The following is a 15738-nucleotide window of genomic DNA, read 5'->3' on the forward strand; positions in this document are numbered from 1 at the left end:
TTTGAATTTGACTTATGCCCTTATCTATGAAAGCTAAATTACATCTTGTTTTCTCAATAACCATATTTTTTGCCTGCTTTTACACTTATGCACAACAAGGCTATTGGAAATCTACTGAAGCCAGATCAAGTTTTAGAAGTCCTTCAATAAAAAATATAAGTAAAGCAGCGGCAGTTTATACATTGGATAAACAAAGCTTCTCAAAGAAAATCAATTCTTTTTCCACCTTTAAAAATCAAAGCCAAGTAATTGATCTTCCAGGACATAATGGGAAGGTCATCTCTTTTTCTTTAAAAGAGACATCCGTTTTTCATCCGGATTTATCCAAAAAATATCCCAATATAAAGTCATTTTCCGGCTTAAGCCTGGATGGAAAATATAGGGTCAGGCTCAGTAGTTCGCATAAGGGACTCCAAAGTATGATAATTGATCTTGAAAGTCATCAAACCGTATTTATGGAGCAATTGTCAAATAAAAGTGGCACCTACGTTGTCTATGATAAGGGTGCAGGGACCGAGAACAAAAACGGATTTATTTGTGATACCAAGAAAATGGGCGCTATTGTAGGAAAGACAATTAGTCCCTTGGTCAGCGGCCAAGAGTTGAGAAGGTTTAGAATTGCCGTATCCGCTACAGGGGAGTATACAGAATTTCATGGTGGAACTGTTGCTGATGCCCTAGCAGCAATCAATGCTACATTGACGCGTGTAAACGAAGTTTTTGAAACCGATCTAGGAGTTACTTTGGAGTTGGTGGCAAATAACAATCTGATCATTTTTACAAATGCGGCCACAGACCCTTATAACGGAAATTTGAATGCTCAGGTTCAAAGCACATTGACGACCACAATTGGCGAGGCAAATTATGATGTAGGCCATCTTTTTAATAAAGTTGAACTTGCTTCACAAAATAATGGGAATGCAGGCTTTATTGGGTCAGTTTGCTCGGATAACAGAAAAGGGAGCGCTTTTTCGTCTACCTCCAATCCAGAAGGGGATATATTTGATCTGGATTTTGTCTCACACGAGTTGGGGCATCAATTTGGGGCAAACCACACATGGTCTTTTGACCCTGAGGGAACCGATGTTCAAGCAGAACCGGCCAGCGGAACCACGATTATGGGTTATGCCGGCATTGCAAGTCCAGGTAATAATGTAGCGCCCAATGGTGATGACTATTTCCACTATAACAGTATTCTACAGATTTCCAATTATTTAGAGACTGTAACCTGCGGAGAGACGGTTGCTTTGACTAATTCGCCCCCAGTCGTTACCCCAATGGGAGATTATGTAATTCCAAAGGGCACTGCTTTTGTTTTGGAAGGAATGGCCACGGACAGTGATATTGATGACACACTCACATATACTTGGGAACAAATTGACAGCGGAATAGTTACGTTTGATACTTTTGGTCCTGAAAATCCAAGTGGGGCGAACTTTAGATCGTTGCCGCCTACTACAGACCCTTCAAGATATTTTCCAAGATTGTCCCGTGTAGTGCAAGGGAACCTTGCCCAGACCAATCCACAAATCAATAGTGCTTGGGAAACCATATCTACAATAGAGCGGAATTTGAGCTTTGCTTTTACGGTAAGGGACAATGCACTGGAGGGCGGGCAAGTGATTTCCGATTTGCTTGATGTTAAAGTAGTAAACATTGCTGGACCTTTTGTTATGACATCACAAGATTCAAATGAGACTTATGAAGCCGGGTCTGTACAACAGGTGACTTGGGATGTTGCCAACACCAATATTCTTCCTGTTGATGCTAAAACAGTCGATATATTTTTATCCGTGGATGGTGGCACTACTTTTCCAATTATTCTTGCGGAAGATGTAGTGAATGATGGAATTGAAGATGTTCTAATTCCAGGAAATGCTACCGAAACTGCACGGATTATGGTCAAAGCCAGTGATAATGTTTTTTTCGCCGTTAATGCATCTAATTTTAGTATTGAAGAATCTAATGTAGTATTAAATATCCAAGATTTAACTTTTGATGTTTGTCAACCAGATGACATCATCATTCCATTTACATACCAGACTTTTGGAGGCTTCAACGAGACCTCAACCTTTTCAGTTGATCTACCGGTAGGTTTAACGGCGGCTTTTGTTCCCGCTCAGGCCTCGGCAAATGATACAGATGTTCAATTGACCATTTCCAATACGGATGATGTTGCACCTGCATCATATCCAATCACCATTACTTCGACTTCTGTTTCGGTAACAAAGAACCTTCCGTTATCACTTAATATAAGTGACGTAAGTTTTTCTGATGTGGTTTTGTCCACTCCAACAGATATGGAAATCAATACCTCTATCAATCCCAGATTAGTATGGGAAGAAAATGAGTTTTACAAGGACTATGATATTGAAATAGCAACAGATAATGGTTTTGTGGATATAGTGGAATCCGCAACCACACCATTTAATTTTTACCAAAGTCCAACATTACAACCGGAAACAGAATACTTTTGGCACATAAGACCTAAGAACGATTGCGGCACAGGTACTTTTGGAACACCGTTTAGTTTTACAACTACACAAGTTGATTGCAGGAACGTTAGTTCAAAAACATTGCCTTTAACCATTTCAAACATAGGATCACCCACGATAACTTCCACAATTCAGTTCGTTGAGGATTTAAGCATTACCGACATCAATGTAAATTTGGAACTAACGCACACATTTTTACAGGATTTGATTATTACGCTCATTTCCCCTTCGGGCACGAGAGTCACATTGGTTTCTGGTGCATGCGGGGATTTAGATAATATCAATGCAGTTTTTGATGATGATGGAGCAAATATTGTCTGCTCAGCTACCCCTGCAATTTCAGGAACCGTTTCCCCTATAGGCTCACTGGCTTCTCTCGTTGGTGAATCCACTTTTGGGGATTGGACATTGGAAATTAGGGATACGGCACCAAATGATGGTGGAGCATTGGTTTCGTTTTCCTTGGAAGTATGTGCCGAAGGTGAATTTAGACCGGACGATGATCAAGATGGCGTTTTCGATGACGGTGATGATTTATGTTTGGGAACGCCAATAGGGGCTGAAGTCGATGCTGCCGGTTGTCCCGTGTATAGATTTCCTGCAGATAACTTTAGGGTGCAACTACAAAGTGAATCTTGTAGAAACAGTAATGATGGTTCCATTTCCTTAACAGCTTCTGATGATTCAATAACCTACACCGCTATTTTAAATGGAGGTGCTACAACACAGAGCATAGATTTTACGGATTCCCATGTCTTTGAAAGTATAAATGCTGGGGACTATTCTTTGTGCATTACGGGAACGGACGGCATCATTGTCTATGAAGAAGTTTGTTTTGAAATCAAAATCACAGAGCCATCACTTTTAACGGCTTTTACGGCAGTTGAGTCAGGAGTACTCCAACTTACGCTTGGTGGGGCCGATTTGTTTACGATAGAATTGAATGGTTTGGTCACACAGACCGAAGCCAGTCAAACACAATTGAACTTAAAAAATGGATTCAATACCCTAAAAATATCGACAAGCTTACCTTGCCAAGGAGTTTACGAAGAAACGTTTTTTATTTCATCAGAACCTATTGTTTATCCAAATCCCGTAAACGAGAGAACTAAGGTTTTTCTCAATGGTTTGACAGGTAATCTTGATATACAGGTGTTTTCTGCAAATGGGCGATTGGTCTTGACAGATAAAAGAGAAATAAACGGTATAGAACTAGAAATGGATTTTTCCGTATTGTCCACAGGCATTTACTATATGAGCATCCAGAGCAAAGGAACAAATAAGGTCATAAAATTGATTAAAGAATGAAGCAGGCTATTATAGGTTTATTGTTACTTACGTTTATTTATTCTTGTGGGGGCAATGATGACCCGCCACCAACACCAGCTGTGGCAAACCTTGTTTTTCCCGAAGAGAATTCGGAATGTACAACGGGGGTCAGCGTTAATGAGACACTAAGCCAAGTGACATTTGAATGGCAATCTTCATTGAATGCCGATACATATACATTGCGCGTAGTAAATTTGGAGACCAATATTCCACAGACGATTACTACAGCTTCAACATCTGCAAGTCTGTCCATTGAAAAGGGCACACCTTTTTCATGGTCGGTCACATCGCTTAGCTCCAGATCCGATCAAGTTGCTGAAAGCGAGACATGGTTATTTTACAATGCAGGCTCATTAACTACATATGCTCCATTTCCCGCACAATTGGTAAGTCCAGTATCAGGTTCTACCGTACTAAGAGATATTTCTAATGAGGTCACTTTAGAATGGATCGGGGCGGACGTAGAGAATGATATAATTTCTTTTGATGTTTTCTTTTCAAACGAAAACCCACCTATTACTTTGCTTGGGACCACCAGCGCCAATACTATGGAGTTTGATGCAGATGTTGAGTCCAATACCGTTTATTTTTGGAAGGTGATTACAACGGATTCAGAGGGAAACAGTTCTGAATCAGGAACCTTTGAATTCAAGACATTTTGATCAAGTACCGTTAAATTGGTTCATGGTATTATTGATGCCTGAAAATACAAACGAACGTATCAAATCACTGGATTTTTGAAGTCGCTCTTTAAGTTGTTTCGTTTCATCCGTATTCCATTCCCCTAGTACATAGTCTACTTGCTTTCCTTTCCCAAACTCGGAACCGACCCCAAAACGAAATCGGTTATATTTTGTGGTCTGCAATGTGTTTTGAATGTCCTTCAAACCGTTGTGTCCACCATCGCTACCTTTTGTTTTTAAACGAATAGAGCCAAAAGAAAGATTGATGTCATCTGTAATGATCAAGGTATTTTCCAATGGAATCTTTTCTTTTTCCATCCAATACTTTACTGCTTTACCGCTTAAGTTCATATACGTTGATGGCTTTAAGCATAGAATACTTCTGCCTTTATGCTTAAAAGTGGCGACGTCACCCAATTTTTGGGTCTCAAACGAAAAACCTTCCTGTTCCGCTAAAAAATCCAGTATTTTGAAACCAACGTTATGTCTTGTTTCTTCATACTTGGCCCCAATATTCCCTAGACCAACGATTAGGAATTTTCTCATGTTGTCCGTTTCTTGCAATAGCTGTTTATCCGTGCCAAAAAGTACTTTTATAAATTGAAACATAAATAAGTTTCCATTTTCCCAAAAATACAAAAGCATCCCAAAAGTTTACATAACTGTAAAACTGGGATGCTTTTGAAATCAATAATTTCTAAAAACTATTCAGTGGCTTCTGCTTCAGCGGCAGGTGCATCTCCACCTTCAGCTGCTGTTGCTTCGGTTCCTTCTTCTCCTTCTATTTCTTCTTCTTCCTCATCATCAACAGAAGTTCTAGAAGCTTTCACTTGTACAACTGCGGTACTGTCTGGGTGAAGAATAGTATAGTCGTCATTTAAAAGCGTTTCTACTGCGATTGTTCCACCAATTTTAAGTTTTGAAATATCAATGGTTATAAAATCAGGCAATAAGTCCGGTAAGGATTTAATGGAAAGTTTTCTTTTTCTAAAAAGCAAACGCCCACCATTTCTTACACCGGGTGAATTTCCTTCCAAACGTATTGGAATATCCATGGTAACAGGTTTGTCCTTGAACAACTGATAAAAATCTATATGTAAAATCTTATCAGTTACAGGATGAAACTGAATATCCTGCAATACGGCATCAAACTTTTGGCCATCTTCCAACTCAATTACAGCTGTAAATGCATTGGGGGTGTACACTAAATGTCTGAACGCTAGTTCATCTGCTGAAAAGTGCAATGGTGTATCCCCTCCGTACAGTACGCAAGGGACCTTTCCAGCATTACGTAAGGCTTTGGTAGATACCTTGCCCACGCTTTCTCTTTGGGATCCTTTGATAGTAATTGACTTCATTATAAATAAAAATTAAAAAATTTAAAATTCAATATTGATTTGCTAAGCTTCTTGGCCTGAGTATACCTGCCTGCTGCAGATAGTTTCTAAGGCTACATTAAAAATTTTGATGATATGGATGTATTGTGGTGTACCCTTTGCATAACATCAGCAAACAAATTGGCACAACCCAATACCTTTATTTTTTTTCTATTGTGTTCAATAGGTATGGAATCTGTTATAATTAATTCCGAAAGCTGGGAATTTTCAATTTTCTCATAAGCATTTCCAGAGAGTAATCCATGTGTTGTTATGGCCCTTACACTTTTTGCACCACGCTCCATCATAAGGTCTGCAGCTCTAGTTAGCGTGCCTGCGGTATCTACCATATCGTCTACTAGAACCACGTTCTTTCCATCTACTTCACCAATGAGTTCCATATGTGAAATTACATTGGCTTTCGCTCGCTGCTTGTAACAAATCACTACATCGCTCTCCAAAGCCCTGGAATATGCGTAAGCTCTTTTGGAGCCTCCCATGTCTGGTGATGCAATGCATAAATTGTCTAGATTCAATTCCTTCAAATACGGTAAGAATAACGTAGATGCAAATAGATGATCAACAGGTTTTTCGAAAAAACCTTGTATTTGATCCGCATGAAGATCCATGGTGATAATACGGGTGGCACCAGCAGTTTCCAACATTTTGGCAACAAGTTTTGCCGCTATCGGAACCCGGGGTTTATCTTTTCTATCTTGTCTGGCCCAGCCAAAATAGGGCATAACTGCTGTAATATGTCTGGCAGAAGCTCTTTTGGCCGCATCTAGCATCAACAACATTTCCATTAAGTTCTCAGGACCTGGATTTGTGGAGCCTATGATGAAAATACGTGCACCTCTTATAGATTCTTCAAAAGACGGTTGAAATTCACCATCGCTATATCTCGAAAAAAGAATTTTTCCCAGATCTGCACCATAAGAGGCTGCTATTTTCTCTCCAAGGATAGTACTTTGGGTACATGCGAAAATTTTTGGTTCTGGAACTTGGTATGGCATTACAAACTCTTGTTAGCTAGCTTTTTAAAGTATCTATTTTTTAAAGAGGTGCAAATTTATAAATTAATTCGGGTTGCTAAAGGATTAATACAGGTATTTTTGGTTGTAAATGAAATTATTTTTTAGCTTTGCAGTCCCTTAGGAAAAATGCTCGAGTGGCGGAACTGGTAGACGCGCTGGATTCAAAATCCAGTTCTTTCGGGAGTGTGGGTTCGATTCCCACCTCGAGTACAAAACCTCAACTTTCATAATTGAATTGTTGAGGTTTATTTTTTAACACTGATCAAAACCGCTTCGCAACTTTTCAGATCTGAGTTTAATACTATTTTATTGGATTTTTTACCATTTGTAATTTCTGCCGAGACCGTATTTGGCGGGGCATCACCCAAATTATGTGCATATAAAAAAAGGTCGTTGGGCTTTTCAGGATCTAATTTTATATCGAATTCCCGCATTTGATAGGTCAAATAATGTTTGGAAACTACAGGGGATCCGTTGAGATAAATTGAAACAATATCCCCATCCTGAATACCATGGTCCCAAATCTTAACGGTTATTTCTTCGGTATTGAACTCCAATTCTTTAATGTAGGAAATTTTACGTCCATCAAACTCCTGCCTCAGATTATTCTCCATCTTGGACGCTACCTTGGTTTCCGAAAGCTGAATGTTTTTCTTCTCTTTAATATTTTTTCTCTTTCTTCGCTTTCTGGGTTGGGTTACTATATTGGTCAATTCTTGTTTTCTTTTTCGGTCATCAGATTCCTTGTTCACAATCGAAAAAAAGGGAGTAGCGAATTTTGCAATATGATATTTATTGTTTGGGAACAGTTCAATGCCCACAACTTGATAGGCATCCCCGGAATTTATATTTTTTGCGAGTTTGATTCCGTTAGCGTAGCCATTGTTCTTAAATCTTCCCAACTCTTGTACTACCATTTCATTTCTTGCCAAAAAGAAACGTATGGATTGGGTGGTATCCATGTTTTTGGTATTCCATCGCAATTCAACTAATTCCGGTATTTTCCAAACAGTTGTATTTGAAGGATAATCAATGGTTATGGCAGATTTTACTTGATTCTGATTATTCTGTGCACGGACTGTAGCAAAACTAAGAACGAGTATATGAAAAAGTCCTATAAATGCTAAATTGGAAATCGTTTTCATTCTAAACCTTTGTTTATTCGGTGCAATCTAATCATGTACAGTGAAGTATCATAATTTGAAGATATGTTTTGAACGGAAATAATTACTTTATATAAATTTTCAGATTATCAAGTATAAATGATTGCTATGTTAGTGAGAGCTTTCATCGCCAATTCGATGTTTCACAACAAATGATCGATGAAATACAACATATTTTCATTTTAGTCCATGGATGTAGATATGTTTGAGCATTCTTACAAGTAAGAGCAACCTCATTTCATTGATTATGAACATTCCGTTAACCCACCAAAAAAAAGGAAGTCTTTTCCTGTTTTTTTTGTTTTTGTTCACCTCATCTCAATTGTGCTATGCTCAAAACGCCGATTTGGAATTAGAGTTGTTGGTCAGCGATTCTTCACCAGACGTTGGTGATACAGTAACGTTCACGATCAATCTAAGTAATTTTGGCGATACGGATGCCACTGGGGTCTCTGTTCGAAATTTTGTGCCGGACGGATTTGGAAGTATTGTAGCCATAAGCAATGGTGGAACTTTTGATTTAGGTACTAGAAATATCATATGGTCAGGTTTGGGAGTTACCTTGGGAGCCAATACTCAGGTACTTACCTTTAATGCAAACGTACTTTCACCAACGGGTACATCTGGAGAATATGAACATATAGCTGAAGTAACGGCGAGCGACCAAAATGACCCGGATAGCACACCAAATAATGATACCGGAAACCAAAGCGAGGATGACGAAGATGCTCTTATTGCAGCACCACAACAGGCAGATTTATCATTGACGAAGATTGTGGTCGACAATAACCTTGCTCCAAATGTTGGTGAGGAAATCCGTTTTGAAATAATAGTTTCAAATGACGGCCCTGATGACGCTACAAATGTTTCCGTGGTAGATCAATTACTTTCAGGATTCAACTTTGAGCAGTATAGTAGTACTTCGGGGAATTATAATCAAGGCACTGGCATTTGGCAGGTTGGAACGGTGGCAAACGGTACTTCTGAAACATTATTAATCGATGTCACCGTAAATTCAACGGGAAATTTTACAAATACTTCGCAAGTTATCGCTTCTGACGGGTTTGATACTGATTCCACTCCAAGCAACGGTGTTTCCTCAGAAGATGACCAAGATGATGTTGCCCTTACTCCCCAGCCAGTAGTGGACATTTCATTGGATATAGATGTGGACAATGCTTCACCGGATGTCAATACCAACGTAATTTTCACATTGACAGTTTCAAATAATGGTCCTAGTAATGCAACTTCGGTTGAAGTTACAGATGTGTTGCCTTCAGGATTTACATACATATCAGACGACGGAGCGGGAGATTATCTGGATACGACAGGTATCTGGGATGTGGGAACACTTACCAATGGCAGTACGGAAACCTTAAATATTACAGCTTTGGTCAATGCTTCTGGAGATTATGTAAACGTTGCAGAGGTTACCGGTCATGATCAACAGGACAATGACTCGACTCCTAACAATAATATTCTGGCCGAAGATGATCAAGATAGTGTCTCGATAAATCCAACACCCATTGTTGACGTCTCCATATCTAAAATAGCGGATGATTTAACTCCAAATGTAGGGGAGGAGATAGTGTTTACGGTTACCGTGGAGAATGATGGCCCCAATGATGCTACAAATACAGTGATTACCGATGTTCTACAATCTGGTTATGGATTCGTAAGTGCAGTTCCTTCCATTGGAACTTATGAGCCTTTAAATGGATCATGGACGATAGGCAATCTTGGAAACGGAACATCAGAAACACTTGTAATTACTGCTGATGTTCTTGCCACTGGCAATTACTCAAATACTGCCGAGCTCACAGCCCTAGCAGAAAAAGATATTGATTCTGCACCAGCAAATAATGATAGTACAGAAGATGACCAAGAAACGATACTGCCTGTTCCAATAGCGATTTCAGATTTAGTTTTACGAAAATCTGTTGATGTATTGAGTCCGTTGGTAGGCGATGAGGTCATTTTCAATATTAGCTTGGCCAACAACGGTCCTAGTAATGTGACAGGAGTAGAAGTGTTGGACCTTTTACCTTCGGGTTACACCTATGTTTCAAATAGTAGAACTGCAGGTGTCTATGTACCTGCAACGGGGATATGGGAATTGAACGGTACTGTCCCCAACGGAACTATAGAAACATTGAATATTGTAGCTAGAGTAAATCCTGCAGGAGATTATTTTAATGTTACTGAAGTATTGTCTTCCAGCAATTTGGACCCCAACTCTACACCAAACAACAACAATGTATTCGAAAACGATCAAGATAGTGCAGGGACCACACCAATTCCAGCGGCCGATTTATTATTGGAGATAACCGTTAATAATGAGTTTCCCGATGTAGGCTCGAACGTAACGTTTACGGTGACCTTGACCAATGAAGGTCCCAGCGATGCTACAGGGGTGATTGTTGAAGATACTTTACCCTCAGGATATACCTATGTGTCGGATGATTCAAGTGGAACTTATGATGCAGGTAGTGGAGAATGGAATGTGGGCTCAATTTTGGGGGGAGATAGTATCGAGCTCAACCTAATTGCACTGGTAAACGCCACTGGAGATTACACCAATGTGGCAGAAGTTATTGCTTCCGTACAAACGGATCCTGATTCCACCCCTGGTAATGGTATTTTGACTGAAGATGATCAAGATGAACAATCTACAACTCCAAGAACGGTTACTGATATTTCAATATCAAAAACAGCAGATAATCTAAGCCCTTTGGTAGGAGATCAGTTGGTATTCACCGTTACCGTCAACAATGCAGGTCCAAATGATGCTACTGGACTGGTTATAGAAGATGCTTTGGGAACGGGGTATAGCTTTATATCGGCTACAGCATCCTCAGGAAATTATGATGCTATTTCAGGAGCTTGGGCTTTACCCGATATTGCCAATGGCACATCCGAAACATTACAGGTGACTGCTTTGGTAAGACCGAACGGAAATTATACAAACACCGCAGAACTGATTGCCTTGAATACATTTGATCCAGATTCTGCACCCAACAATAATTTGAATACTGAGGACGACCAAGATACCGTAATTCCTGTTCCAGAGGGATTATCAGACCTGTCTTTGACCAAAACAGTAGATAACCCAACACCAAACGTAGGAGATGTAGTTGAATTTACGGTTAACCTTACCAATAGTGGGTCAAGTGATGCTATCGGCGTAGTGGTTACTGACCTCTTACCATCCGGTTACACCTATCAATCACATGTTACAACAGTTGGAACTTACAGTTTCAGAACAGGGATTTGGAATATCAACAGTACCATTTTTAATCAAAATACGGAGACTCTGGTGATATTGGCAACGGTAAACACGCCGACTGAAAATCCAGATGAATATCTTAATGTAGCTGAAATAACAACAAGCAGTTTCGCTGACCCGGATAGTAATCCAAACCAAGGAATCGATGTAGATGATTTTTCGGATGGTATTGAGGACGATGATGAAGCTATTGCTTTTGTGACTCCACAAACAACCGATATTTCAATAACGAAAACCGTGGATATTGACACGCCAAATATCGGTGATGAAGTAATATTTACGATAACGGCAATCAATCAGGGAAATCTGGTTGCAACCAATATTGGAATAGAGGACAAATTGCCTCTTGGATATAAATTGATTGCCTCACAAGCCTCAGAAGGAATTTATGACGAAATCTCGGGATTTTGGGAAATGGATAATCTGGAGGTTTTGGCCACTGCCAATCTTCAACTCACCGTTGAGGTTCTGGATATCAATGACTACTTGAATACTGCAAGCTTATTATTTGTAGATCAGTTGGATGTAGATGACACCAACGACTCGGACCAAGCTTTCGTAGAACCTTCGTGTTTGATAGTATATAACGAATTCTCACCCAATGGCGATGGAGTCAACGAATTCTTTAAGATTGATTGTATTTCAAGATACCCCAATAATGTACTTCAAATCTACAATCGATGGGGAAATATTGTGTTTGAACAACGCGCTTATAACAACGACTGGGATGGAATATCAATGGGTCGTTCTACAGTACAGCAAGGTGATTTATTGCCAGTGGGCACGTACTATTATGTGCTGGATCTTGGTGATGGTTCCGAACCAAAAACGGATTGGTTATATATAAATCGATAAGGAAAGGGTATGCGCAAAGTCAATAAAATACAAGAAATAAGATCATGGCTACAATATACCTGCATGTTCATCTTGTTGTCAGGAATTTTTACTAGCTCTGCACAACAAGATCCGCAATTTACACAGTATATGTACAACACCTTGAGCGTGAATCCAGCATATGCAGGTTCACGTGGACACCTTACTGCCTTGTTAATACACCGTTCCCAGTGGGTAGGTGTAAATGGTGCACCCACTTCACAAGTGTTGGCAGTGGATGGTCCTATGGGAAATAATGTAGGATTGGGTCTCGTTCTTTCACATGATGCTTTGGGGCCTTCTTCAGAGGTTTTTGTGGACGGTAACTTTTCATATACGCTCAAACTGGACGATTCCAATAGAAAGCTATCTTTTGGTTTAAAAGCAGGAGGAAGACTTTTCAATGTGGATTTTTCAAAAGGATTGGTCGAAAACCCTGATATCGCTTTTCAGAATAATGTAGAAAACAAGTTCTTTCCAACTATAGGAGCGGGTGTTTATTATCATACATCCAAAGGTTATTTAGGGCTTGCGGTCCCTAATTTCTTTTCAGAAGACCATTACGATGGAGAGGAGCAGGAGATAGCATCAGAACGATTGCATTATTTTTTAATAGGTGGAAAAATTGTTGATGTGACCCCAGATATTAAATTTAAACCTGCCTTTTTTGTAAAGTGGGTACCTGGTGCTCCTATAATTGCAGATGTTTCTGCAAATGTGTTGCTAAAAGAAACTTTCAATTTTGGTCTTGCCTATAGATGGGATGATTCATTTTCAGCGCTGTTGGGACTTCAGATATCTCCTGATTTGAGCGTTGGTTATGCATATGACCTAACTACAACCGATTTAAGGAGTTACACGAGCGGTACACACGAAATCTTTTTGCGTTACGAATTCAAAACTGTGGAAAAACGGCTTAAATCACCAAGATTTTACTAAGATGGGAATAAAAAAAATGTACATAGTCGTACTCTTTTTGTCGCTGGCTTGTTTTTCAAGTGCGCAACTAAAATACAATGATGCGGATACAAACTTTGATAACCTATTGTACGTAAAGGCTGCAAAACAATATGAAAGTATTTTTCAAAAAGGTGATGATTCCCAACACATACTCCAAAGGCTTGGTGATGCCTACTTTTTTAATACCGATATGGAAAATGCGGTCAAATGGTATGGATTGCTTTTTTCCAAGTATGAAAAAAAATTGCAACCTGAATATGGGTTTAGGTATATCCATGCCCTAAAAGGAGTCGGAAATTATCGGCTTGCAAAAGCTATCATGAAAATCTACACTAAAAAGTTGGATACTTCGGAATTTACCGTGGCCCAGTTGGAGGATAACGATGACAAGTTGGATGAGCTCTTGAACGGACAGCCACAATTTTATATTTCAAATTTGGGAATAAATACGCCCTTGGCAGATTTTGGACCTACGTATTATAAGGACAAAATCGTTTTTTCCTCAAGCCGTGATTCACTAAGGTTTGAAACCAATGTTTATGAATGGAACAACCAACCTTATCTTGATTTTTTTATGGCGGATACCACAGATTTAGGGTCTGACTTGGTACAGGTGGTCAATTTTTCAGAAATACTGAACTCCAAATATCATGAAGCGGCTGCTACATTTATTCCAGAGGGCAATATAATTTATTTTACCAGAAACAACTATGCCAATAACGATTTGGGCAGGGATGATGAAGGTACAAATCATTTAAAAATATATACGTCCGAATTAAAGGGAGGGGAATGGACTTTGCCTGAAGAAGTGCCTTTTAATAGTGAAACGTATTCCACAGGGCAACCAGCGTTGAGTCCAGATGGTAAATTTCTATTTTTTGTATCCGATATGCCTGGAAGCATAGGTGGGACCGATATTTTTATGGTAGAACTGATGAAAGACGGAAGCTTTTCGGAACCTATAAATCTTGGCCCAAAGATTAATACCAGTGGAAGGGAAATGTTTCCATTTGTCACAGAAGAAAGATTGTACTTTGCTTCAGACGGGCATTTGGGTCTTGGTGGTCTCGATATATTTGAAAGTGAATTGGGTGTAAATGGGTTTGGGATTCCAGAAAATCTGGGAAAACCTATCAATAGCAACAAGGATGATTTTGCCTATATCGTAAGGGAATCGACAAATAGAGGTTATTTTTCTTCCAACAGAAAAGGTGGAAATGGAGATGATGATATTTACTCGTTCCAAAGGATGAAAGAAACCTGCGGACAAACTGTAAAGGGCAGTGTGATAAGAAAAGCCAATGCACAGCCTATTGTAGATGTAAATGTTATTCTCTTTTCTAAAGATGGAACTGTCTTGGACAGAACAATAACTGATTCCACTGGTGCGTATGGCTTTGATTTTGAGTTGGACTGTGAAGCAAAACATACTGTAAAAATTAATAAAGAAGGATTTTTGCCGGGAGAAAAGGAATTTTTCACGACAAATGAAAAAGGTTATACGAAAAACGTTCATTTAGAAATAATCAAAGAACTGAATAATCTCATTGTTAGAGAAAACGGAATTCTTAAAATCAAAATTGACAATATTTATTTTGATTTGAACGAGGCAAATATTCGCCAAGATGCCGCTCAAGAACTGAATAAAATAGTGGAAGTGATGAAAGAGTATCCAAAAATGATTATAAAGATTGAAGCGCACACAGATTCCAGAGGAAGTGATCGCTACAACGAAACACTATCCGATAAACGTGCCAAGGCCACAGGAAGCTATATTATCTCTCAAGGAATAGAGGCAAACCGAATTGAAAGCGCTATAGGTTATGGTGAGAAGACATTATTGAACCAATGTAGCAATGGTGTAAAATGTACCACAGAAGAGCATGATGAAAATCGTAGATCGGAATTTATAATTACAAAACTAGAATAATATACTATCCAAAAAAAGCAATTTAAAAACGAAACCCCCAAATTTTATTGGGGGTTTCGTTTTATAGGAAAGTTTAATAGTGGGAATTCATGAAAAATTTTACATTTATACTAAACTGTAAAGATTCAGAAAATCGACTTTATCTAAATATTCCGTTTTTTTTGTTAGGGCAATAATTTTGATGAGGGTACATTTTTATTGATATTATAACTAAAGTTGGAAAGGTGAAAATAAGGATTAAAGGAAATTCAATTCGATATAGGCTTACCCGTACAGAAGTTGAAACTTTTTGTAAAGAAGGAAGCTATGTTGAAAAAACTGACTTTGGCAGCAGTGAGTTTGTATACAAGGTCGTAGCTAAAAAAGGCATACAAGGTCTGGAGGCGATTTTCAACAATAATACCATAACTCTTTTGTTTCCTTTTGCTGAAACGAAGAAATGGGCCAAAAGCGACAGGATAGGCTATGAAGATATTTTTGTTCTTGAAAACGGGAAAGACCTTAAATTGCTCTTAGAAAAGGATTTTGTCTGTATGGATGAAACCATTGAAGATCAATCCGATAATTACCCCAATCCCAAAAAAATGTAAAGCTTTTAAAGGGATC

At 38.9% G+C, this 15738-nt stretch carries 10 protein-coding genes and 1 tRNA gene; 7 read left to right on the plus strand and 4 right to left on the minus strand.

The window, feature by feature from the left end; genetic code table 11:
* The first annotated feature begins 26 nt into the window (after positions 1 to 26).
* Positions 27 to 3803 (plus strand): reprolysin-like metallopeptidase, encoded by a 3777-nt coding sequence (locus tag HME9304_RS09365; RefSeq protein ID WP_112378344.1) that lies wholly within the window; start codon positions 27 to 29, stop codon positions 3801 to 3803.
* On the plus strand, positions 3800 to 4486 hold the full coding sequence (locus HME9304_RS09370) for a fibronectin type III domain-containing protein (protein WP_112378345.1): 687 nt from the start codon (positions 3800 to 3802) through the stop codon (positions 4484 to 4486). The genes HME9304_RS09365 and HME9304_RS09370 overlap by 4 nt, the downstream gene beginning before the upstream one ends.
* Here the strand turns inward: HME9304_RS09370 and pth are convergent, their stop codons facing one another.
* From pth to HME9304_RS09385, 3 genes are all read right to left on the minus strand, one after another.
* Positions 4487 to 5116, minus strand: a complete 630-nt coding sequence (gene pth / locus HME9304_RS09375) for an aminoacyl-tRNA hydrolase (RefSeq protein WP_112379781.1) — start codon at positions 5114 to 5116, stop codon at positions 4487 to 4489.
* A gap of 95 nt (positions 5117 to 5211) precedes the next feature.
* Positions 5212 to 5865 (minus strand): 50S ribosomal protein L25/general stress protein Ctc, encoded by a 654-nt coding sequence (locus HME9304_RS09380; RefSeq protein ID WP_112378346.1) that lies wholly within the window; start codon positions 5863 to 5865, stop codon positions 5212 to 5214.
* A 92-nt stretch (positions 5866 to 5957) separates the two neighbouring features.
* Positions 5958 to 6899 carry a ribose-phosphate pyrophosphokinase gene (locus HME9304_RS09385; RefSeq protein ID WP_112378347.1) on the minus strand — a complete coding sequence of 314 codons (942 nt, stop codon included), beginning with the start codon at positions 6897 to 6899 and terminating at the stop codon, positions 5958 to 5960.
* A 149-nt stretch (positions 6900 to 7048) separates the two neighbouring features.
* Between HME9304_RS09385 and HME9304_RS09390 the strand changes: the two genes are divergently transcribed.
* Positions 7049 to 7130, plus strand: a tRNA-Leu gene (locus HME9304_RS09390).
* Positions 7131 to 7165: 35 nt separating this feature from the next.
* On the opposite strand, the gene HME9304_RS09395 is transcribed toward HME9304_RS09390, so the two are convergent.
* On the minus strand, positions 7166 to 8065 hold the full coding sequence (locus tag HME9304_RS09395) for a hypothetical protein (protein WP_112378348.1): 900 nt from the start codon (positions 8063 to 8065) through the stop codon (positions 7166 to 7168).
* A 265-nt stretch (positions 8066 to 8330) separates the two neighbouring features.
* On the opposite strand from HME9304_RS09395, the gene HME9304_RS09400 reads away from it, so the two are divergent.
* The 4 genes from HME9304_RS09400 (at position 8331) to HME9304_RS09415 (ending at position 15722) form a co-directional block, all read left to right on the plus strand.
* On the plus strand, positions 8331 to 12224 hold the full coding sequence (locus tag HME9304_RS09400; RefSeq protein ID WP_112378349.1) for a T9SS type B sorting domain-containing protein: 3894 nt from the start codon (positions 8331 to 8333) through the stop codon (positions 12222 to 12224).
* 63 nt (positions 12225 to 12287) lie between these two features.
* Positions 12288 to 13181 (plus strand): PorP/SprF family type IX secretion system membrane protein, encoded by an 894-nt coding sequence (locus tag HME9304_RS09405; protein ID WP_112378350.1) that lies wholly within the window; start codon positions 12288 to 12290, stop codon positions 13179 to 13181.
* A 1-nt stretch (position 13182) separates the two neighbouring features.
* Complete coding sequence (locus tag HME9304_RS09410) at positions 13183 to 15132, plus strand: OmpA family protein (protein ID WP_112378351.1); 1950 nt, start codon at positions 13183 to 13185, stop codon at positions 15130 to 15132.
* A gap of 224 nt (positions 15133 to 15356) precedes the next feature.
* Complete coding sequence (locus HME9304_RS09415) at positions 15357 to 15722, plus strand: DUF7009 family protein (protein WP_112378352.1); 366 nt, start codon at positions 15357 to 15359, stop codon at positions 15720 to 15722.
* The last annotated feature ends 16 nt before the right edge of the window (positions 15723 to 15738 follow it).

Origin of the sequence: Flagellimonas maritima (assembly GCF_003269425.1) — a bacterium.
Lineage (GTDB): Bacteria > Bacteroidota > Bacteroidia > Flavobacteriales > Flavobacteriaceae > Flagellimonas > Flagellimonas maritima.